This is a genomic window from Butyricimonas sp. Marseille-P3923, from assembly GCF_900184685.1.
Lineage (GTDB): Bacteria > Bacteroidota > Bacteroidia > Bacteroidales > Marinifilaceae > Butyricimonas > Butyricimonas muris.
On the sequence record NZ_FXXL01000004.1, the window covers coordinates 160,729 to 184,233 of the forward strand.

Below are 23,505 nucleotides of genomic sequence, written 5' to 3' on the forward strand. Positions count from 1 at the left end.
CTATGAAACGATTACAATTGTTAGCCTGCATGTTGTTCTTGTCCTTGTTGACGATGGGGCAAGCTTATCCCAGCCTGGATTTATCGGCAAACCCGGACACGATCAAGGTAGACGGTACTCAAGGTTATTTCACGCTACAATATAGCGCGAGAGAGGCTTTAGATAAACAAACGATGATCACGTGGATGAATGATTTTTTACAGCAGCAATCCTGGACGTGGTTGCGGGTTGTTGACGTGGTCCCGTCAAGTTCTCCCTTGACGGGAGTGATCTTGGTACAAGTGCAGGCGAATGACACGGGAGAACCCAGGTGGTGCGTGTTCCCCTCGCTCCTGACAGGCAGACCACATTTTGTCTATCAATACGGTCCGGGGGTGATACCTAAAACGTTCACGGTTGGCGGTAACGCCACGATATATCCCGGGAAAAAAACACCCGTGACGTTAACGGGTTCGGAACAAGGTGTGACTTATGACTTGTACCTGGGAACGACCTTGAAAGCTTCCTTGCCGGGCACGGGGAAGTCGTTGAGTTTTTTTGTTACCGGGACAGGTAATTACACGATAAAGGCCACTCGCGGTAATATAACGCAAAGTATGAACGGCTACGCTCAAATTTCTTGTTACGGCGTGTTACAAGGGAAAATAACCGTGTCTGCCCCACCGCGGGTAGCGCTATCCAAGGATGGTGAAAGCAAGATGATTCCTTTCACTATTGATTCGGAATATTCCCAAGGAAGAGCGGAACTTGAAGAGATCATGCATTCAGTTCTGGAGGGAGAATGCACCACGTGGGATTCGACATTTGCCTTGGTGTTTGTTTTTCCCACGCCGACAACCGGGCAAATGGTGGTAGCCCGGGGACCCAATTGCGGCGACACGACGAAACGTTCTTCTCTTGTTTTGAATCTAGTGAACAGGATATTCCTGGAGGCATCTCAACCGCCCGGGGGTACCTTGAACGTGTACGATTTGAGCGGCGGGGGAGAAATCGCTGAAGGCAGTCACGGGACGGTCAAGATGAGCGGTCAACAGATACTGGTCGATTACAAGTTATATTGCAATGACGAGCTAGTTGATAAACCTTATTTCTCGAGCCAACAATTTTCACTTTTGCGAACGCACGGGCGATATCGAGTGAAAGCGGTGCAGGACGGGCGGGAAGTCTGGATGAACGGCAACGTGGGTATCTGGCCGAAGATCACGAGGGAGAGTGTTTCCGGTGGGGGTACCATATACAATAATCACCCGGTGGAGATAACGTTGCCCGCTTCCCAGTCAACACTCACCTACCGTTTGCTGAAAGAGGGTAACGTGGTGGCGTCGCGGCAAGGTACCGGGGGTGCCCTCTCTTTTAACGCTAGCGAGCCGGGTACTTACACGATAGAGGCCGGTTTACAGGATTATTTCGTGCCGATGACGGGTAGCGTGACTGTTGACCGGGATAACGGCGTTCATTACACGTCGACGGCGAACTATGTCGTGGAGACCGTTTACCTTGACCCTACATCGCCGGGAACGACTGCCAGGACGGTAAGTAACGTGACTTACCTTGACGGTTTCGGTCGCCCGCTGCAAGAGATCCAGGTGAACGGTAGTCCCGGTGGCGGTGGCGATATCGTGACGGTTCACCGGCGTGGAGTTTTCGGTCGGGTGGAGCGGGAGTACGTGCCCTATGCCGTGGAAGGTAATGGCGGCGGTCTGGTGCCGGACGCCTTTTCGCCTTCGAGGTGGTCGATGTTCGGTGGTGGCGACGCTGGTTACATGTACACGTTGACGGAACACGACGGTAGCCCTCTTGACCGGGTGGTTAAGCGAACGGGTCCCGGTAAGAACTGGCACGAGGCGGCAAAGGGGGTGGCGACAAGCTATCACTTGAACGGGGCGGATGAGGTTCGCTTGTACCGGGTGAAGGAGACCGGGGAGCTGGTGCAGGCAGGATACTATAGTGCGGGGAGTTTACAGAAGGTGGTGACCGTGGACGAGGACGGGAAACGCGTGGAAACGTACACGGATAACATGGATCGGACGGTACTGGCGGTGAACGTGGAGAGCGAGGGTAATCGATTGGAAACTTACAGCGTTCACGATGACCGTGGTCTGTTGAGGTACGTTTTGTCGCCGGAGGCGAGTGCCCGGGTGGGGACGACGGCTACCCGGGCAACGGAAGCGATACGGCAATTCGGGTATTACTATGAACATGACCGTTTCGGTAGGTTAACCCTGAAACAGTTGCCGGGTTGTGACCCCGTGTACATGGTTTATGACAAGCGTGACAGGCTGGTGATGAGCCAGGACGGTAAGCAACGTGTGGAGAACGCCGACAAGTGGAGTTACTCGCTGTATGACAGTCAGAACCGGGTGGTTGAAACGGGGGAGGTGGTGCTCGCGGGAACGGTGAAGAGTCACGCCGCGCTGCAAGAGGCGGCGACGAGTAGTGATAATTACCTCCCGGCGGGGAATCGCACCCCGCTACAATATACCCTGTACGATACTTACAGGGGTACTGCTGACGTGCCGGTTCTTCCCTTCCAGTCGACGGAAGGGTACGCCACGGGGTACCATACCCTGGTTGCCGGGCTAGTGACGAGCGTGAGGACGAAAGTGCTGGGGGTAACTCCCGAGAAATGGTTGACCACGACAACTTATCATGATAACAAGTGCCGGGTAATCCAGACTGTTAGCGATAACCTTCAAGGCGGTTTGAGCCGTGTTGACTTGCAGTACGATTTCGTGGGTAACGTGGTGCGACTGCGTGAAAGCCACCAAACGGGCGGGGGCAAAACGGACGTCCTGGAAACCGTGAACTCGTACGATGACCGCGGGCGTTTGCTGTCGAGCGAGACGAGGTTGAACGGTGGTAGCCCGGCGACGGTGAGTTACACGTACGACGCCGTGGGTCGGCTGGTGTCACGTGCTCTTGGCGGGTTGACGGAAACGCTGGCGTATAACGCGAGGGGATGGTTGACGGGTAAAGAGAGTGCACCTTTCAAGATGAAGTTGCGTTACGAGAGTCCCTCCGGTGGAAGCGTGGGTTGCTGGAACGGTAACATTAGCGAGTGGGAGTGGCAGCAGGGAACGGGTGCGGCTTTGATGTACGGTTTCACGTACGACGGAGTGAATCGCTTGACGGGGACCGTGCAGAAACAGAAGAGCGGGTCGACGTGGTCTACGTTGGCAGGTAGTTATCTTGAAAAGGGGATCACGTATGACCGTAACGGGAATATCAAGACTTTGCAGAGGACGGCTAACGGGACCGTGGTGGATAATCTCGTTTACGCCTACACGGGTAACCAGTTGACGGGTTTGACTGAAAATGTTCGAACCTCTCCTGGCGGTGATGTTTACTTGCCGGGAAGTGCCGCTGCCGGTAGTTACGCTTATGACTTTAACGGTAACATGATAAATGATAGCCGTCGTGCTTTGAATTTATCTTATAATGTATTAAATTTGTTGGGCGAGGTTAAGACCGGGAGCACCGTGAAGGCGAGTTACAGTTACCTCGCTGACGGCACGAAGTTGCGGGTGAAAGATGGCGGGGATGCTAACGGTTTTGATTACTTGGGTTCTTTGACATATAAAAAGAGTAGCGCGGGCATGCAGCTAGAGTCAGCGAGTTTCGGGGATGGAGTTATCCGGACAACGGGTACGAGTGGTGGTCAACAAGAGGTGAATTACTTCTTGACGGATCACCTGGGTAGCGTTCGGGTCATAGTTGATGGTAACGGTGTGGTGAAGGAGCGGAATGATTACTATCCTTTCGGAGCCAGACACGTGAGATCGGACTACCCTCAATTGGCGGCTAACAGGTTCAAGTTTAACGGGAAGGAGGAGCAGGTGACGGGAGGTTTAGGTTATCTTGACTATGGAATAAGAATGGGGAATTTAGCGTTGGGTAAGTGGTTCGTTTTTGATCCCTTGCAAGAAAATTATTTATCTCAAAGTCCTTATCATTTTAGTGGTAATAATCCTATTATTTTGCGGGATAAAGATGGACAGCTATATGATTGGTATTTTAACGAGAAAAATGAACTTACTTATGACGCATCTATTCATTCCCAAAAAGATTTAGATAGAAGGAAAATTAAAGGAAAGTATGTAGGGCAAACCTACATACAAGGTAATGTTTATTACAGTTTATTTGGTGATATTATGAATCTTACAACATGGGAAGGAAAATTGTTTAAAAAAATAGATGAATTATTTATCAATTATTTTAAGTATAGAAAAGCAATAGATAAATTTGACTCTTGGATGCAAGATGAACCTATAGAAAAATCCGTCAATTTTGATATCGGATTAAAATTTGAGAGAGATAAGTTTGGATTGGCTGATGGTAACATGTATCCATTCAAATTTCAAGGTAGTAATGCTTTCTATTTTGTTAGTGAAGATAGAACTAAAATGAATGGAATCTTTGAGCTAGGAGATAACAAAAGGAAATTGAATGCTACAATTAGTTCAACAAGCATAGGTGCTGGATATAACATGTATATTAATATAAAAGGTTCGTCAAGGTCTAAAATAATAATATTTGTATTTCCGACTCTAGAAAGTAAAAATAAATTTCACAAAAAAATGCGAGCTGAATATGAAAAATATCAATAAATTGCATGGAATATTAATATGCTTGATTATGTTATTAATAAGTTGTAAAATTAATATAACATCAAAAACTAAAGAATTAAAATATCCATTTTTGGAGTTATTATTAACGGGATATCAAAATACATATTTTCAAGATCCTGAAAATATTCTTGATATGTTAAGATATTTTCAATTTGAAGGAGCAGAAGATATTTATCAAGAACAAACAATACGAGAAATCACAAGGAATCAATCGGATATGAGTATTAGGTTTAGAAAAGGTTATGTGGAATTATTATCAGGGAAATTAATACTTGCTGCTATACCATCCTACTCCTTTAAACAGGCATCGTTACTTTCTATATCCCCTTATCTTGTTGGTGTTCATGCTTTTGATATAGATGAAAATCCTGTTCATGAGAAAGTTAATTATATGATTTCTTGCGAATTAACTAAGATTCGACAACATTACTCGAAATCTAAACTTCTTTTTACATCCAAAAAGGATGAAGGAGATCTTGTTATTGCAGAATATATTGTGAAAGCGGATAAACTTGTTGTAAAAAATGAAGGTAAGCACGAGCAATTACTAGAGTATCCCTACTTTAAAGAGGTGTTAGATTATTTCAGAATTACTTGTAAAAGATTGAATCTTTCTAGAATCATATTCACGACTCGCTTGTATTTTAATGATTATGTAGATTTATAGATAAAATTTATAAAAATAATCGAGGGGGAATATTTATTGTTCTCCTCGACATCTATCTTATAGATATCTAATAGATTAAATAAGTAAAGATTGAAAATAAAGCTCTAGGATGTTTACTCGCCGGGAAGTTTCGCCTTGTATTACCCTGAAAAAAGTTTACTCGCAGAAGTAATTTGTATTGTATATGGAGATTTAGGAAATTGAGGAGGGGAAACAGTATCCTCCTCGATTTTTATTTTGACAGTACAAGAAAGTCTTGTGTTGATATACTCTTTCTTTTATTATAGGTAGAATAATTTGGTAGGCACGATTCAAAAAAGAGAAAAGTGAAACTTCATGGGTAGCTTTGACGAGTAGTTATCTTGAAAAGGGGATCACGTATGACCGTAACGGGAATATCAAGACATTGCAGCGTACGGCTAACGGGACCGTGGTGGATAATCTCGTTTACGCCTACACGGGTAACCAGTTGACGGGTTTGACGGAGTGTATTACCCTGAAACAAGTTTACTCGCATAAGTAACTTGTGTTGTATATAGAGATTTAGGAAATTGAGGAGGGAGAACAGTTCTCTCCTTGATTTTTATTTTGACAGTACAAGAAAGTCTTGTGTTGATATACTCTTTTTTATTATGTGTAGAACAATTTGATAGGCATGATTCAAAAAGAGAAGAGTGAAACTTCATGGGTAGTTTTGGCGGGTAGTTATCTTGAAAAGGGAATCACATATGACCGTAACGGGAATATCAAGACTTTGCAGAGGACGGCTAACGTGACCGTGGAGGATAACTTCGTTTACGATTATGCGGGTAACCAATTGACGGTTTTGACCAAGAGTATTCAGACTATCCCGACGGTGATGTTTACTCGCCAGGAAGTTCTGTCGCAGGGGGAATCATGTTTATGACACGAACGTGAATATGATGAATTATGAAACTTTCTAAACCTTCAGGATGGGAAAATTGGATTTTTGTACTATTTTTGGAGGCTAAAAATATTCGGATGAAGAGTAAGAAACGGAAATACTGGAATAAATTAAAGAATCGCTACAAGTTGACCATTTTTAATGAGTCTACCTACGAGGAGGTGATGCATCTTCGTCTATCCCCCTTGCAGGTGCTGACGGCTTTAAGCTCGTTGGCGGTGGTGTTGATTATTTTGACAATCATGTTAATTGCTTTCACGAATTTGAGAGAATTTATTCCCGGTTACCCTAGTCAACAGTTGAGAAGACAGCTTACCCAGAATGCCTTACGGGTAGATTCTTTATTGAACGAGGTGGAGAAGAAAGATCGTTTCCTGCGTTCCATCCAGATGATTTTGAGGGACGAGGTGTTGGATACGACTCATTACATGGCTTCAAGCGAGAACGTAAAAATTAATTATGACACGACGATGTTGGGCGTGTCGCAAGAAGAAGCGGGTTTCCGGGAGGTGATGGAGAGAGAGGAGCGGTATAATTTGGCGTTGGGACAAGTCAGTTTTTCGGATGATGATTTCTATCATTTCTTTTCACCGTTGGACGGTATCGTGACGAATCATTTTGACGAGGGAACCCGTCATTACGGTGTCGATTTGGTCGCGAAGCAAAATTCTAACGTGTTGTCCGTGCTGGATGGTGTGGTGATCTTTACCGACTGGACGATCAAGACGGGATACGTTATTCAAGTGCAGCATCAAGGGAATCTGGTTTCAATATACAAGCATAATTCGGTGTTGTTGAAAAAGCAGGGAGATTTTGTACGAGCGGGAGAGGCTATTGCCGTGGTGGGAAATACCGGGGAGGAAACAACGGGACCGCATTTGCATTTTGAATTGTGGCAAGGGGGGAAAGCATTGAACCCGGAGACGTTTATTAAATTTAAGTGAATGGAGTTTTTACGATTAGAAATTAATGAAAAATATAGCAATATTAGGATCGACCGGGTCTATCGGGACACAGACATTACAGGTAATCGAGGCTAACCCGGAACGGTTTCGCGTGGAAGTTCTCACGGCAAATAATCAGGTGGAGTTGTTGGCGCAACAGGCGAAACAATTTAAACCTAATATGGTGGTGATCGGGAACGAGGAGAAGTTGGGGGAGTTGCGGGATTTGTTGCGGGATGAAGATATAAAAGTATACGGGGGAAGTGACGCTATCGCTCAAGTCGTGCAAACGTCTACTATTGACGTGGTGGTAACGGCAATGGTCGGGTATAGCGGTTTGCTCCCGACGATCAACGCGATAAAAGCGGGAAAGACGATCGCATTGGCAAATAAAGAGACGCTGGTTGTCGCCGGGGATTTGATCAATCGTCTGGTCGAGGAGTACAAGGTGGCGATATTGCCCGTGGATTCGGAACATTCGGCAATTTTCCAGTGTTTGGTGGGAGAGCATAATAACCCGATAGAGAAGATATTGTTGACAGCTTCCGGGGGACCTTTCCGGGGGAAAGATCACGAGTATTTAAGGACGGTAACTGCCGCTCAAGCTCTGAAGCACCCGAATTGGCACATGGGCGCCAAGGTGACCATTGATTCCGCTTCGATGATGAACAAGGGATTCGAGGCTATCGAGGCGAAGTGGTTGTTCGGGGTGGAGCCTTCGCGGATTGAAGTGCTGGTGCATCCCCAATCCGTGGTACATTCGATGGTACAGTTTCAAGACGGGAACGTGAAAGCCCAACTGGGTGTACCTGATATGCGTTTGCCTATACAATACGCGTTGACTTACCCGGAACGGGTACATTCCGATATTCCCCGTCTGGATTTTAGCGTGTGTTCTAACTTGACGTTCGAGAAACCGGATATAAAGACATTCCGCAACTTGGGACTTGCTTACGAGGCGATGAATCGCGGTGGTAATGCCCCCTGCGTGTTGAATGCCGCGAACGAGGTGATGGTGGCTGCCTTCTTGCGAGGGGAAATCTCTTTCACGGCGATGTCTGACGTGATAGAGGAAACGATGGATAAAGTCAGCTTTATCGGGCAGCCGACGTTGGAGGATTATATAGCGACCGACCGGGAGGGACGGAGAATAGCAGAACAATTGAAAATTGAAAATGCAAAATTGAAAATGAAGTAATTACAAGATCGGGAATTATTAAATCACTTCACGGGCGGGAGGGATTGTGTGGTCGGAATCTAAAATCTAAAATCAAGAAATCTAAAATCAGAACATGGATGTATTAGTGAAGATATTACAGTTTTTGTTGAGTTTGTCGATTCTCGTGATGTTGCACGAGATGGGACATTTCTTCATGGCAAAACTTTTCAAGGTACGGGTGGAGAAGTTTTTTATTTTCTTCAACCCGTGGTTTTCGATTTTCCGTTTTAAAAAGGGGGAAACCGAGTACGGGATGGGGTGGTTGCCTTTGGGGGGGTACGTGAAGATCTCCGGGATGATTGACGAGTCGATGGATCTGGAGCAGATGAAAGAGCCGCCAAAACCTTATGAATTTCGTTCCAAACCGGCATGGCAAAGGTTGTTGATCATGATTGGCGGGGTGTTGGTGAATTTCCTGCTGGCATTCTTTATATATATTATGGTGCTTTATACTTGGGGCGAGGAGTATCTACCGGCGGAAAACGTGAAATACGGTGTCGTGTGTGACAGTATTATGTTGGATGCGGGGGTGCGTAACGGGGATATCGTTTTGTCTTTCGATAACAAGAAAGTAGAGCGTTTCAGCGATATTATGCTTCATCTTTTGCTGGATGAGCCGAAGACTATGCAAGTGTTGCGAGGTGAACGGGTCGTGAGCCTCGATATACCCCCTACTTTGGTCAAGAAGATACTGGCTTATTCCTCCAATGGTTTTGACCAGAAGGCTTTGTTGGCACCTCGTTACAAGTATAACGGTGAGATTGTGGCTTTCGCTCAAGACGCACCGGCAAGGAATGCAGGGATGTTGGCGACCGACACGATTATCGAGGTAGACGGACGGGGATTTACTTATTATGACGAGTTCCAGTCACTGGTGATGAATCATCGGGATAGCGTGATGAACGTGAGAGTGTTGCGAGGGCAGGATACATTAACTCTCTATCTCGATATGGGCGACTCCAAGCTCATGGGGATACAGCCGAGGATTATAGCCGATTTCGAATTTGCCGTGAAAAAATATTCATTCTTGGAGTCCGTGCCCGCGGGTATCAACATGGGAGTGGATAAGGTAAAATCTTATTTGAAGCAATTCAAGCTGTTTAAAAACCCGGAAGCGATCAAATCTCTGGGAGGTTTCGTGTCTATCGGAAATGTCTTCCCGAGTGTATGGGATTGGCATGCGTTCTGGGATTTGACGGCTTTCCTGTCATTGATTCTGGGTGTGATGAACCTGTTGCCTATACCGGCTTTGGACGGGGGGCACGTGGTATTCCTGTTGTACGAGGTGATTACCCGTCGCAAACCGAACGAGAAGTTTATGGAGAATGCCCAGATAGGCGGAATGTTCTTTTTGATATTCTTGCTGCTATTCGCGAATATAAATGATATTTTGAAGTTGATCGGAATTTATTGAAAGAGTTATGAGTGAAATGGTTGAACAGTTCCGGGCGTACCGGGCTAAAATGAACGAAAAGATTCTTGCCGCTGATAATAAGGTAATGAAACGTATTTATAATTTGGATACGAATACATATATGGATGGCGCTTTGCCCGCCAAGGTGAAAGAGATGTTGGGATTGGCAACTTCCATGGTCTTGCGTTGTGACGATTGTATCAAGTATCATCTGGAAAAGTGTCATCAACTCGGGGTGACCACGGAGGAGTTGTTCGAGATATTCTCGGTAGCCAATCTTGTCGGAGGGACTATCGTGATTCCCCACACGAGGCGGGCGTTGGAGTATTGGGAGGAACTGGGGAAATATTCGGAGATTTAGTGATTGCCGATTCCGTGATTTGCGAAGTGCGGGCAAGATAGGGAAATTAATTCATTTTCCGGTTGTTAGTTCAAGCTATATTTGTACCTTTGTACTCGTTTATAAAGGTAAATGTGGCATGTGCTTAAAGAATATTTTACGGAGCGGTTTTTTATTTATTTTTGTTCTGTTTGAGTTTTCGGTCTCGTGGGCTCGTGATCGGGATAATGTCTTGGTTATTAATTCGTACACGGATGTTACCGTGTGGTCGAATTACGTGATTGACAGCCTTCGGAAAGATCCTTCGATCAAGGAGGATATTCTTGTCGAGTCCCTCAATATGCTTTTGGTCGAGGAGGATTCCATCGCGCGGCAAAGGAAACGTTTAATAATAGAAAAACATTCGGCTCCTTTACCCCGTTGTATCGTGGTGCTTGGGGCTCCCGCGTGGTGTTTGTTTGAAGATGCTTTTAACGGGGTGTGGAAAGATGTTCCGATAATCTTTTGCGTGCAGGAAGATTATGTGACATCATGGGCTTCCGTGCTGAAAAAAAAAGAGATTGTTCCGGGAGAGATAAAATCTGTTCGGGAACTGACAAAAGGATATAATGCCACGGTTGTCGAATGCCCCATTCACGTGAGGGGCACGATTGATGAAATGAAATTGTTGCTTCCCGGAATGGAAAAGGTAGTCCTTATTTCCGATCATCGTTATGTTAGTGCGCAGGTAAGATACGAGATGCGGGAAGTTTGTCAGAAGTATTTTCCGGACCTTCAAGTAAGTTATTTCACGGAGGGGGAGATGACTATGGATGATATGCTGGATTCGATATCTTCTTTTGATATAAACAAGGTCGGGTTGTTGTATTTCTCTTGGTTTCAACGCGAGGGTATGGTTGGCAATAAATATATTTCATGCAATAACCATAAGACGATAAGTACTTTCGATCATCATCCCGTGTTTATATTGGAAGATATCGGGATTGAGGATGGAGAGCTGGCGGGAGGATATTTTTATTCGGGACAGGAGTTCGGGCATACGGTCGCCCGGACATTACGGGAGATCATGGCGGGAAAGAGTCCCAAGGATGTTGCTTGGCAACAAGTTGAACCGGATTATTATTTGTGTTATAATGTCTTGCAGAAAGCCGGTATTCCCGCGTCAATATATCCTGATAACGCACATTACTTTTTTGTTCCGGAGAGTTTCTGGTCCAAGAACCGGTACATGATATTTGTTGTTGTCGTTTTATTATTCTCGCTTTATTTGATGTGGGAGAGGATACGTTTGATGAGGAAGGAGCGGTCGTTGCACGAGAAGGAATTGTCTTTTTTGAAAAAATACGAGGCGTTATTTAAAAATATGCCCATCGCGTACACGAAGCATAAATTGATATACAATAATCGGGGGGAACTGGAGGATTATGTCGTGCAAGTTATTAATCCTATGTTTTGCAAGTATTTTAAAGGTGGTGAGAATATTGTCGGCAAGAGAGGGAGTGATATTCTGAATAGTAATTATAAAGAGTATTTGGTCTTGTACAAGACGATGCTTGCCGAAAAGAAGTCTTTCACGATAGAGTATTACCATAAGTCGATAGAGAAATATTTCGAAGTGTTGCTTGTTGCTTCAGAGGAAATCGGGATGATCGATGTGTTTTGTGTGGATATTACCGATTTACGGAACACGAGAGCGCTATTGGAGTCAGTGAATTATAAGTTGGCAATGGCATTGGATGTTGCCAATATTATCCCGTGGCGTTGGAATTTGGAGGACGGGACTATGTTGTGTGACGTGAATCGCCCGATAGAGTTGCAACATTACCAAGGGGGTGAAGATACTTTGTCTGTACCTCAAGAGCAATACTTCTCCAAGATTCACAAGGATGATAGGGAACGTGTACGTGCGGCTTATTCTGCCTTGATTGAGGGAAAGGTGGAAAAGATAAAAGAGGAGTACCGGGTTCTGGACAGGAATAATCACCATTATTCATTCGAGTGGGTGGAAGCGCAGGCTGCCGTGGAGAAAAAGGATAAGAACGGAAAGGCTTTATCATTGGTCGGTTCTTCTTTGGTTATCACGGGACGTAAGAAGATGGAACTGGATTTGCGGGAGGCGAAGGAACATGCCGAAGAATCCAATCGTCTGAAGTCGGCTTTCCTCGCGAATATGAGCCACGAGATCAGAACGCCGTTGAATGCTATTGTCGGTTTTTCCAATATATTGGCTTCTGCGGAAGAGGAGCGTGAAAAGCAGGAGTACGTGAATATCATCGAGAATAATAACAAGTTGCTCTTGCAGTTGATTAATGATATTCTCGATCTCTCGAAAATCGAATCCGGTTCGATGGAGTTCGTTTATTCGGATTTTGATTTGAACGCTTTGTTGCATGAACTGGAGCAAACTTCCGCATTGCGATTGACAACTTCCGCGGTGGAAATTGTTTTCGAGGAAGGATTGCCGGAATGTTGTATACATATGGAGAAGAACCGATTGACTCAAGTTATAGCGAATTTGATTAATAACGCGACGAAATTCACGGAAAAGGGAAGTATTCGCTTCGGGTATCATTTACTGGAAAAGAATACCTTGTATTTTTACGTGACGGATACCGGTTGCGGAATTAGTGCCGATAAGAAAGAGGCTATCTTTGAACGTTTCGTGAAGTTAAATTCTTTCGCCCAAGGAACGGGGTTAGGATTGCCGATTTGTAAAACTATCGTGGAACGGATGGGTGGAAAAATAGGGGTGGAGTCGGAAATCGGTAATGGTTCTACATTTTGGTTTACAGTACCTTATAATCCCGTGAAATTACATCGCGAGGAGAACAAAAAAGACGAGTTTGTCATACAGGAAGCGGTGGAAAAGGACAAATTGAAAATTCTGATTGCCGAGGACAACCCGAGTAATTATATGCTTTTCGAGTCTATTCTGAAGAAAGATTATAAGCTGGTACACGCGTGGAATGGGGTAGAAGCGGTGAATTTGTTCGAGGAACATCGCCCGCATTTGGTGTTGATGGATATTAATATGCCGGAATTGAATGGATACGAGGCGGTTCAAAAGATACGTAAAATATCTTCAACCGTACCCGTTATTGCCGTTACGGCGTATGCTTATGCCTCGGATGAAGAGAAAATCATGGCGAGTGGTTTTGATGCTTATGCCGCCAAGCCGATTAACGCGAATGTGTTGAAAAGTAAAATTATTCATTTGCTGGAAAAAAGGATTATTTTATTGTAGCATGCAGTCGAGATGTGTCTTTGGATGTTTTGTTCTTCTTTTCTGCCTGTTTCACTGGAGAGCGTCGGGACAGACGGATTCTTATCGTGTGGTGTTTTATAATGTTGAAAATCTGTTTGATACTCGTAAAGATTCTTTGAAAGTGGACGGAGATTTTACCCCGCGTGGAAAAATGTATTGGACAAAAGAACGTTATCACGGGAAAATATTGAATATATCAAGGGCGTTGCTCGCGAGCGAAAGATTGCCGACGATTATCGGTCTCGCAGAAGTGGAGAATCGACAGGTTTTATTTGACCTGATTCGAAAAACCGGATTGGCTGACGGGAATTACGGGATTGTACACGAGGATTCGCCCGACGCGAGAGGGATTGATGTGGCTCTTTTGTATAATACAACGGTGTTGCGGGAATTGAGAAGTCAATTTTTCCCCGTGGAATTGAGGAAAGGGGAAACTACCCGGGATATCCTTTATTGCAAGGGGGTATTGAGGGAAGTCGATACGTTGCATTTTTTTGTCTGTCACTTCCCTTCCATGCGGGGCGGGGAGGCTAAAAGTGAATGGAAACGGGTGAAAGCGGCTTCTGTTGTAAAGGAGAAGGTCGATTCAATACAATCGTGTCAGCCGGAAGCGATGATCGTGATTATGGGGGATATGAACGGACGGGCAAATACTCGTGCACAACAGGCGTTGGGGACTAAAAATCCGGAGGGACAAGAAATAAACTCCCGCGACCTTTATAATACCGGTTATTATTTGTTGGGAAAGACTCGGGGAAGTTATCGTTTCAAGGGAGAGTGGCAGACGCTGGATCACGTGATTGTTTCCGGGACTTTGTTGGACGGAAAGCATGGTTTGCGTTCTTCCGGGCGAATGGAAATTGTGGCTTCCGATTTTTTGATGGAGGAAGAAAAGGGAAGTTTTGGAAAACGTCCGAAACCGACTTACAGGGGGCCAAAGTATATCGGTGGGTATAGCGATCATCTTCCCGTGTTTATTGATCTGAAAAAATAAAACCAGTTGTAAAGCAACTATCTTAAAAATAAAAGATTACTTTTGTGGCAAAATTCATAGAACAAGATATGGACGACTATCATCAACGGTATTAATCTGAGTAGGGGTTCCGAATAAAGCCTCTATTCATAAATTGAAGGAGGAATTATTATGAGAACTTTCCTAATGGGTAAAGTAGGGTTCGTTGAGAAAAAAATATGGGAACCCAATTGCTGGATTAATGTTGTTTCACCAACTCAAGAAGATATTCGATATTTAATCGACGAAAAGGGTGTTCCCGAGGCTTTTATTGATGACATCGAGGACGTTGACGAGCGTTCCCGTCTGGAAGTGGAAGAGGGATGGACGCTGATGATTATGCGTATTCCTTTCAAATCGGTAGATAACAGTATTCCTTTTATCACGGTGCCTCTGGGTATTATCGTGAAAGGAGATGTGTTCGTGACCGTGTGTTACCACCAGACGGATATGATACCGGATTTTATCAATTACGTGATCCGGAAGAATCTGGAGATTGCGAATAACTGGGACTTGGTGTTCCGTCTTTTCCTGTCTTCTTCGGTTTGGTACTTGAAATACTTGAAGCAGATCAATGCGCAGATGCACATGGCGGAGGTGGAACTGGAGAAGTCCATTCGTAACGAGGAGTTGCAGCGATTGTTGAAGATCGAAAAGTCTTTGGTCTTTTTTATCACTTCGTTGCGAGGAAATGATAATTTGCTGATCAAGATGAAGACGTTGAAGGTGCAACGGCAATTTTTTGACGAGGATCTGGTGGAAGACGTGGAGATCGAGTTGCGGCAGGCACAAGATTCCGCTCGAATATACAGCGATATATTGAGCGGGACGATGGATGCTTACGCTTCGGTGATATCCAATAATTTGAATATCGTGATGAAACGATTGACTTCTATCTCTATTATCTTGATGTTGCCGACGTTGATAGCCAGTTTGTACGGGATGAACGTGCCCAATTCACTGGAGGAAAACCCGTATGGTTTTTTGATCGTGATCGTGATTTCCATTCTTTTTTCCGTGTTCGGGTTCGTGGTGTTCAAGTGGAGGCATTGGTTCTGAAATTAAATTTAAAATCCTTGGTATTTTAACAAAGTCTTAACGGTTTGCCAATAAACTTTTGAAGATATTTGATGTCTTAACAATAGTGTCGTGAATGCCTGTGAAGTAAGCGAACACTAAGGTAATTGTATGTAATGTTTTTAATATGAACAAAGGATTAAAAAGAGTTTTACAGATAGGTATACCGATTGTTGTTGTGGGTATTATATTGATCCCTCGTTTGGATTTTTCTTCAAGTGATAGTGCTGACGATAGCCCGAAAACGGCTGCATCACCCCGTGCCGCATCGAGGGGGGCGCTACCGGTAACCGGTATTGTGGCTTCTCTTGCAACTTCTTCAACCGGTATTCCGGTGACGGGATCGTTGGTGGCTAACGAGGAGGTGGAGTTGGTTTCGGAAACTGCCGGGAAAATTGTTGAGATTGCGTTTAAGGAGGGAGCTCGTGTAAAGAAGGGTGATTTGTTGGTGAAGGTGGACGATTCCGATTTGAAGGCTCAGTTGGAGCGGTTGGAGTTTCAAAAGAAATTGCAGGAAGCGAAGTTGGAGCGTTTGCGGGTGTTGTTGAAGCGGGAGTCGATAAGCGTGGAAGAATTTCAGCAGTTGGAAACGGAGTATAATATGAATCTGGCGGATATCGAACTTCTGAAGGTGAAGATTATCCGTACTGAGATTCGGGCTCCTTTTGACGGACAAATGGGTTTTCGATACGTGAGCGTGGGGAGTTACCTGCAACCCAGCACGAAAGTATCCACAATCGTGGATAATTCTTTTCTGAAAGTAGAATTTGTGATACCCGAGAAATATACCGTGGGAGTTCCTATCGTGGGCAGGAAGATTGCTTTTGAAGTGGCGGGATTGGAGCATGATATTAGCGCGGAAGTGTATGCCGTAGACCCGCAGATCAATGATAAGCATGCAGCTATATTGCGTGCCCGTTATCGAAACACGGATAACCTGATGGCGGGAATGTTCGTGAAGGGACAATGGAACACGGCGGAAGGATTGAAATTTATCTTGATTCCCACGGAAGCCGTGGTGCCCGAAATGAACGGTAAGCGTTTGTGGGTACTGAAAAACGGCAAAGCAACCAGTGTCGCCGTGCAGACGGAAAGCCGCGATAATAAGTTTGTTGAGGTAACGGCAGGAATCCAAATCGGGGATACTGTGTTGACCGGCGGATTGATGCAGTTACGTGAAGGGATGGCGGTGAATGTAAGCCTTAATAATTGAAAGTTGAAAATTGAAAATTGAAAATGAAAAGGTGCGGGGCTTATGGAGGTGAAATCCTAAGCGTCGGTCTTGTGCGGTAGGAATCTAAAATCTAAAATTTAAAATCTAAAATTAGATGAGTTTATCTTCGACATGTATAAAACGTCCCGTGTTGGCTACCGTGTTGAACCTGCTTTTGGTGATTGTCGGTTCAATCGGGTTGTTGTATTTGGGAGTACGCGATTACCCGAGTGTTGATCCCCCGGTGATTTCGGTTTCCACGTCTTTCGTGGGGGCGAATGCCGACGTGATCGAAACGCAGATTACCGAGCCGTTGGAGTCGGCGATTAACGGTATTCAAGGAATCCGTTCGCTAAGTAGTACCAGCCGTGACGGGCAGAGTCGAATCACGATAGAATTTGAGTTGGACGTGGATTTGGAAACTGCCGCTAATGACGTGCGTGATAAGGTTTCCGGTTCTTTGCGGCGTTTGCCGAAAGATATAGACCCGCCTACCGTTTACAAGGCAGATGCGGATGCTCAACCGATATTTGCTATTTCTTTGCGAAGCGGACAACGTTCTCTGATTGACTTGAGCGGTTATGCCGAACGTTATTATAAGGAACGGTTGCAGACGATTCCCGGGGTTAGTAGCGTGGATATTTGGGGAGAGAAGCGTTATTCGGTGCGCTTGCGGATGGACCCGGCGTTACTGGCAGCTTACGGGCTGACGCCGATGGACGTGCAGAGTGCTGTGGAAAAAGAAAATATCGAGTTGCCTTCCGGTCGTATAGAAGGAGATAACACGGAATTGACGATTAGGACGTTGGGGCGTTTAATGTCGATAGATGATTTCAATAATCTGGTGATAGCCCGCAATGGTGCACAGATTATCCGGTTTAGCGATATCGGTGTCGCGGAAGTTGATGCCGAGAATACCCGAAGTATAGCCAAGCGTAACGGGATTCCGATGGTGATGTGTGCCTTGATACCGCAGCCGGGTGCAAACTATATCGATATCGCGGATAGGGCATACGTGGTGATGAAGGATTTGGAGAAGGATTTGCCGGATGATATTGACGCGACAATCGCTTTTGATAATACGGTATTTATCCGTAGTTCTATCAACGAGGTGCAGGATACCATATTCGAGGCGTTTATCATGGTGGTATTGATTATATTCTTGTTCCTGAGGAGTTGGCGGACGACATTGATTCCCGTGCTGGCAATCCCGATATCATTGATAGCCTCTTTCTTTATCATGTATATTGCCGGTTTCACGATCAATATTCTGACCTTGCTTGCCGTCGTGCTGTCGATCGGGTTGGTGGTGGACGATGCTATCGTGGTGATGGAGAATATCTTTACGAAGATAGAGCAGGGAATGTCGCCTTTGCAAGCGGGATTCAAGGGGGCTAACGAGATTTTCTTTGCCGTAATCGCTACCACGGTGGTGCTGGTGGCGGTGTTCTTTCCAATTGTATTTTTGGAAGGGACGACAGGACGGTTGTTCCGTGAGTTTAGTATTGTTATTGCCGGGGCGGTTTGCGTGTCGTCATTCGTGGCGTTGACGTTTACCCCGATGATTTCCACTAAATTATTGACCCGGGATGCTGCCAAGAATTGGTTCTACCGGAAAACGGAACCTTTCTTCGTGGGGATGACTGATATGTACAGACGATGGTTGCAGATGTTCTTGAAAGTGCGTTATGTATCTATTATTATCCTTTGCGCTTCCGGGGTGGCTATTTATTTTCTTTGGTTGTTGATACCGTCAGAGATGGCTCCTTTGGAAGACCGTTCCAATATTCGCTTGAATTCAGTGGCGCCGGAGGGTGCGACATACGAATACATGAGCCGGTATGCGGATGAGATTTCAACTTTTGTTGAGGATTTTGTGCCGGAGCAGGAGAAAGTCATCGAGTTTATCGGGGGCGGACAGACGAATCGGGCGAGCTTGCAGTTGTGGTTGGTTGATGCGGATGACAGGAAACGTACACAACAGGAGATTGCCGATGAACTTGCTTTGAAGGTAAGACAATTTACAGGGGCTCGTACTTTGGTTTCACAACAACAGACGTTCGGAGGACGTCGCGGTGGATTGCCTGTGGAATACGTGATTCAGGCGAAGAATCTGGAAGATTTGAAAGAGATGTTGCCCGTGTTTATGGATGAGGTGAATAAAAGCCCGATGTTCTCGGCTTCTGATTTGAACTTGAAATTCACGAAACCGGAGTTGACCGTGAACATTGACCGCGATAAGGCGGCAGCCATGGGGGTTTCCGTGCAGGATATCGCTCAAACGTTGCAGTTGACGATGAGCGAGCAACGTGTCGGGTATTATATTATGGACGGGAAGCAGTACCAGATATTGAGTCAGTTGGAACGTAAAGACCGGAATAAACCGAGTGACCTGCAAGGTATATACGTGAGAAATGCCAATAAAGAGTTGGTGCATCTGGATAACTTGATTTCTATTAGCGAGAGTTCGATGCCGCCGCAATTGTATCGTTACGATCGTTTCGTGTCGGCAACCGTGTCGGCAGGATTGGCGAAAGGGGTAACGCTTTCACAAGGATTGGAGGAGATGGACCGGATTGCGGATCGGGTGTTGAATGACGATTTTAAAACTACCTTGTCCGGTACTTCGAAAGATTTCGTGGAAAGTTCTTCCAGTTTGATGTTTGCTTTCATGTTGGCTTTGGTATTTATTTATCTGGTATTGGCGGCGCAGTTCGAAAGTTTCCGGGATCCGTTGATTATCATGTTTACCGTGCCTTTAGCCTTGATAGGGGCAATGGTGACCTTATGGTACTTCGGGCAGACGATGAATATTTTCAGCCAGATCGGTATTATCATGTTAGTCGGATTGGTATCTAAAAACGGTATTCTGATCGTGGAATTTGCGAATCAACGTAAGGCGGCAGGCTTATCCATGAGGGAAGCAATCGAGGATTCTGCCGTGGCACGTTTGCGCCCGATTCTGATGACCAGTTTATCCACGATATTAGGTATTTTGCCGATGGCAATGGCGACGGGAGCCGGGGCAGAAAGCCGTGTCGCTATGGGTATAGCCGTGGTGGGTGGTATGGTCTGTTCCACGTTATTGACTCTTTTTGTGATTCCGGCTATTTACACGTATTTGTCTGCAAAGAAAGTGCGGATCATAGAAGAAATTGAAAATTGAAAATGCAAAATTGAAAATGGATATATTCATGAGTTTTTTGAAAGGAATAAAACAAGTTGATATGATAAAATGTGGGTTACAATATAAGAGAATTGCATTGAAGTCAATATTTTTATTGCTCATTTTCAATTTTCAATTTTCAATTTTCAATTGTTTCGCCCAAGAGCGAAAGACTTTGCCGGAATGTATAGCGCAGGCGTTGGAGTCGAATTATTCTATTAAGATTATCCGGAATGAAGCCCGTATGGCAAAGAATGATTTGAATTACTCTACTTTTTTACCTACCGTGGACGCGAATGCAAAGCAGACACAAACACGTAATGATTCCAAAACGGAAAATAGTGCGGGAGAGGTGAATAAGATGTCCGATATAAAGACGGATAATTATTCTGCCAGGGTTGCACTGAACTGGCGTTTGTTCGACGGGTTGGAGATGTTTACCACGCACGAGAAGCAGAAAGAGTTGCTGGCGATAGGAGAACTTGCCGTTCAGCAGGCGGTGGAGAATCTGATCGTGAATGTAAGCGCTGCCTATTATAACGTGCTGGTGCAACAGCATAAGTTGAAGGCGGCTTTTCGTTCGTTGGAGGTTTCTAACGAACGCTACGAGGAAGCACAGACCCGCTACGAGGTGGGTAATCGTTCCGGTTTGGAAGCCCAACAGGCAAAGATAGATTTAAACGCGGACAGTTCTGTTTACGTGAAACAGAAAGAAGCGTTAAAAGGAGCCTACATCACGTTGAACAAGTTGATGAATACTGACTTGCAGTTGGTGGAATACGTGCGGGATACGATTTTATTGGGACCTCTTTTGTCTTTAGGTGTATTGGAACAAAGGACGTTACAAAGTAACACGACTTTGTTGCTGGCAAAAAAGGAGCAGAAAATCTCGGCTTTGGATTTGAAAAATACCCGGGCTGTGTTGTTCCCCACGTTGGATTTTACTTCCGGGTATAACTATAATAAAACGGATGCACCGTCTTCCGCGACCACGTTAAACAGGACGAACGGATTTTACTGGGGCTTCTCGCTGAACGTACCTATTTTTAGTCGTTTACAGAATCGTACGAAGATCAAAAACGCGAAGATCGAGTTGGAGAATACCGAGCTTTCATACCAAGAGGCAGAAAAAGAGATGCTCGGGGATTTGGCGTTGTTGTATAACACGTACGAGAATAACTTGTTGATGGTGAATTTCGAAAACGAGAGTGCTGATGTTGCGGCGGCAAATCTGGATGCGGCTTTGGAAAAATACAAGATCGGTTCTCTTTCGGGAATCGAGTTCCGTGAATTTCAACGTAGTTATATTGATGCCGTAGACCGGAAATTGTCGGCTATATATCAGGCAAAGGTTTCGGAGTTGTCGTTATTGCTGGTGAGCGGGGAAATCCGTGATTCTATTGTGATGGAGAATGTCGAGGAATAGCGGTTGTTCGCGTGAAATATAAAAATGTTTGTTTGTCATATCCGAAAAAAGTTTACTTTTGTGGTGACGTGTGATTGTTACTGAGACATACAAACATGGGGAATATTGATTTTAATGATAGCACTTTTGAAGATTTATTCAAATCTTATTTCCAAGATTTGATGCGATTTGTATGTAGCTACGTGAATGACGAGGAGGTGGCGAAAGATATCGTTCATGATGTATTTTTTGCCTTGTTGAGAAACAAGAAGCGTCTGGATGTTTCCTATTCCATGAAATCGTATTTATTTACTTTAGCCCGGAATTATGCGTTGAATTATCTGAAGCATTTACGGGTGGTGGCAATGAACGAGAGGGAGGTTTCGGATTTGTTGGAGAATGCAGGTGAAGAACTGGGAGTTTACGAGGAACGTCTAAACCGTTTGAATGAAAAATTGGCGGAATTGCCGGAGAAGCAGCGGGAAGTATTGATGAAATGTTTTGTCGAGGGACGGAAATATAAAGACGTGGCGGACGAGATGGAGATCAGTGTAAATTCCTTGAAAACTCATATATCCCGCGGATTGAAATTCTTGAGAAACGAGTTGCGGGAAGATGTGGTGTTGCTGATGTTCACTTTAAAATAATCATTGGAAAAGTATAAGAAATGAGTTGAGGACATCAAATGTTCAAAATCGAGAGTGCTTTAAGGAGCACTCTTTTTTGTGCCATTCCGAAAAAGTTGTGATTTTTGGGGATTTGATTCCGAAAAAGTTGTATTTCTGAAAGAAGTGAATTGAGAAGTGTTGGGTATTTTGATGAATAACAGATTGTTATAGTCGGTTGGTCGGAATGAAAGAAAAGTATAAAATAATTGTAGTTGTTTGTCACCCATTTCACGGGTGTTGTTGTGTTATTGTAAAATTTAAATAATCATGAGATATTGTGATGAAGATATAGAGTTTGCCGGACAGATATTGACGAATCGGGAAGAATTGGATGATGCTGCCGTTGAATTGTGGATGAAAGATAAGGAACACGTGCGGTTGCTGGATGAGTTGGCTACCATGAGGGAGAGGTTGGCTGTTGAAGAGTTCGGGCATTTGGAAACGGAGGAGTTGACTCGTTTGAAACAATCCGTGGCTGACCGGAGAAGCCGGAGGATGACATTGCGTTGGTCCGTGGCGGCTTCAATTATCTTGATTGTGGCTTTGTATGTTGGTCGAGGTGTAGATGAATGGAAAAATTTGAACGAGGAAAGATTAATGGTTCAGACAGAAAGGGCGATGCCGGGTGTAAAAGCCGAACTGTTGTTAGCGACAGGGGAAAAAGTGCGATTGGGACAAAGAAATGAAATGATTGCCGGTAAGAAGGAGATTGGTATTCGAAACGATTCGTTGGGTGGTTTGGATTATGCCATGGCAGGGTTGTATAAAGATGCGGAAGAGGTGTATAATACACTGGTGACACCTATCGGGGGGGAATATCCTTTGGTGTTGTCGGACGGAACGAAAGTGTTTTTAAACGCAGAAACCGAGTTAAAATATCCGGTGGTTTTTGTAGGAGATAAGAGAATCGTCGATTTGAAAGGTGAGGCTTATTTCGAGGTGGCAAAGGATGCGAAGAAACCTTTTATCGTACGGGTAAATGGAGCCGAGATAACCGTGTTGGGTACATCATTTAACGTGAATACTTACGGGGATGACGGACACGTGTACACGACGCTGGTGAACGGGAAGGTACAAGTCGTTTCCGGGAAAAACGGACAGGAGGAGGTGTTGGCTCCGGGAATGCAGGGAATTATGAATATGGAAACCGGGGAGTTGACAGTGCGGGAGGTGGACGTCGATCTTTACGTGTCTTGGCGGGAAGGACGATTCGTGTTTCGGGCGATGACACTGGATTTGATTATGCGTCAATTGCAACGTTGGTATGATTTTGATGTGTTTTACCAGAATCCGGAGTTGAAAGATTACGAGTTTTGGGGAGTGATTCGGCGGGATATGGATTTGAAAGAGGTGTTGTCCGTGATGGAGGCAACGACAAATGTAGATTTCAAGGTGAAAGGAAAAGTAATAACTGTGATAAGACGTTAGAGGAGAAACGAGGATTGCCGTTAACAATCCTCGCCAAACTTCTTGATGAAGTATTTTTATTAATTAGTACACAAAACTATGAAAAAAAAGCGAAGTGTGTGCATAAATGGCACATTCAGGGAATTATTTAGTCT

16 protein-coding genes are annotated in these 23,505 nt (G+C 44.8%); all 16 read left to right on the forward strand.

The window, feature by feature from the left end; translation table 11 throughout:
- Positions 1–2 precede the first annotated feature (2 nt).
- The 16 genes from CS948_RS02380 to CS948_RS02450 all read left to right on the forward strand — a co-directional run bounded on the left by CS948_RS02380 (position 3) and on the right by CS948_RS02450 (position 23,371).
- Positions 3–4,607, forward strand: coding sequence for an RHS repeat domain-containing protein (locus CS948_RS02380; protein ID WP_255301832.1), 4,605 nt, complete (start codon positions 3–5; stop codon positions 4,605–4,607).
- Entirely contained in the window at positions 4,591–5,295 is a 705-nt protein-coding gene (locus CS948_RS02385; protein ID WP_099290159.1) for a hypothetical protein, read from the forward strand. The genes CS948_RS02380 and CS948_RS02385 overlap by 17 nt, the downstream gene beginning before the upstream one ends.
- Positions 5,296–5,641: 346 nt before the next feature.
- Complete coding sequence (locus tag CS948_RS21540; RefSeq protein ID WP_176554876.1) at positions 5,642–5,818, forward strand: hypothetical protein; 177 nt, start codon at positions 5,642–5,644, stop codon at positions 5,816–5,818.
- A gap of 132 nt (positions 5,819–5,950) precedes the next feature.
- Positions 5,951–6,202 carry a hypothetical protein gene (locus CS948_RS02390; RefSeq protein WP_099290160.1) on the forward strand — a complete coding sequence of 84 codons (252 nt, stop codon included), beginning with the start codon at positions 5,951–5,953 and terminating at the stop codon, positions 6,200–6,202.
- 95 nt (positions 6,203–6,297) lie between these two features.
- Positions 6,298–7,164: a M23 family metallopeptidase gene (locus CS948_RS02395; protein ID WP_099290395.1), complete on the forward strand. Its 867-nt coding sequence runs from the start codon at positions 6,298–6,300 to the stop codon at positions 7,162–7,164.
- A gap of 25 nt (positions 7,165–7,189) precedes the next feature.
- The gene (locus CS948_RS02400; RefSeq protein WP_099290161.1) at positions 7,190–8,362 is read left to right on the forward strand and encodes a 1-deoxy-D-xylulose-5-phosphate reductoisomerase; all 1,173 of its coding nucleotides are present in this window, start codon (positions 7,190–7,192) and stop codon (positions 8,360–8,362) included.
- 94 nt (positions 8,363–8,456) lie between these two features.
- Positions 8,457–9,797 carry an RIP metalloprotease RseP gene (gene rseP / locus CS948_RS02405; protein WP_099290162.1) on the forward strand — a complete coding sequence of 447 codons (1,341 nt, stop codon included), beginning with the start codon at positions 8,457–8,459 and terminating at the stop codon, positions 9,795–9,797.
- 7 nt (positions 9,798–9,804) lie between these two features.
- Positions 9,805–10,158: a carboxymuconolactone decarboxylase family protein gene (locus CS948_RS02410; protein WP_099290163.1), complete on the forward strand. Its 354-nt coding sequence runs from the start codon at positions 9,805–9,807 to the stop codon at positions 10,156–10,158.
- A gap of 118 nt (positions 10,159–10,276) precedes the next feature.
- Positions 10,277–13,381: an ATP-binding protein gene (locus CS948_RS02415; RefSeq protein WP_099290164.1), complete on the forward strand. Its 3,105-nt coding sequence runs from the start codon at positions 10,277–10,279 to the stop codon at positions 13,379–13,381.
- Position 13,382: 1 nt separating this feature from the next.
- Complete coding sequence (locus CS948_RS02420; protein WP_099290165.1) at positions 13,383–14,396, forward strand: endonuclease; 1,014 nt, start codon at positions 13,383–13,385, stop codon at positions 14,394–14,396.
- 150 nt (positions 14,397–14,546) lie between these two features.
- Positions 14,547–15,473 (forward strand): magnesium transporter CorA family protein, encoded by a 927-nt coding sequence (locus CS948_RS02425; protein ID WP_099290166.1) that lies wholly within the window; start codon positions 14,547–14,549, stop codon positions 15,471–15,473.
- Between the two features lie 145 nt (positions 15,474–15,618).
- Positions 15,619–16,704: an efflux RND transporter periplasmic adaptor subunit gene (locus tag CS948_RS02430; protein WP_099290167.1), complete on the forward strand. Its 1,086-nt coding sequence runs from the start codon at positions 15,619–15,621 to the stop codon at positions 16,702–16,704.
- A 115-nt stretch (positions 16,705–16,819) separates the two neighbouring features.
- Positions 16,820–19,870: an efflux RND transporter permease subunit gene (locus tag CS948_RS02435; RefSeq protein WP_099290168.1), complete on the forward strand. Its 3,051-nt coding sequence runs from the start codon at positions 16,820–16,822 to the stop codon at positions 19,868–19,870.
- 61 nt (positions 19,871–19,931) lie between these two features.
- Positions 19,932–21,296 carry a TolC family protein gene (locus CS948_RS02440; RefSeq protein ID WP_099290396.1) on the forward strand — a complete coding sequence of 455 codons (1,365 nt, stop codon included), beginning with the start codon at positions 19,932–19,934 and terminating at the stop codon, positions 21,294–21,296.
- Between the two features lie 95 nt (positions 21,297–21,391).
- Entirely contained in the window at positions 21,392–21,922 is a 531-nt protein-coding gene (locus CS948_RS02445) for an RNA polymerase sigma-70 factor (protein WP_099290169.1), read from the forward strand.
- 288 nt (positions 21,923–22,210) lie between these two features.
- A complete protein-coding gene (locus CS948_RS02450) occupies positions 22,211–23,371 on the forward strand; it encodes a FecR family protein (RefSeq protein WP_099290170.1) in 1,161 nt (386 codons plus the stop codon).
- Positions 23,372–23,505 lie beyond the last annotated feature (134 nt).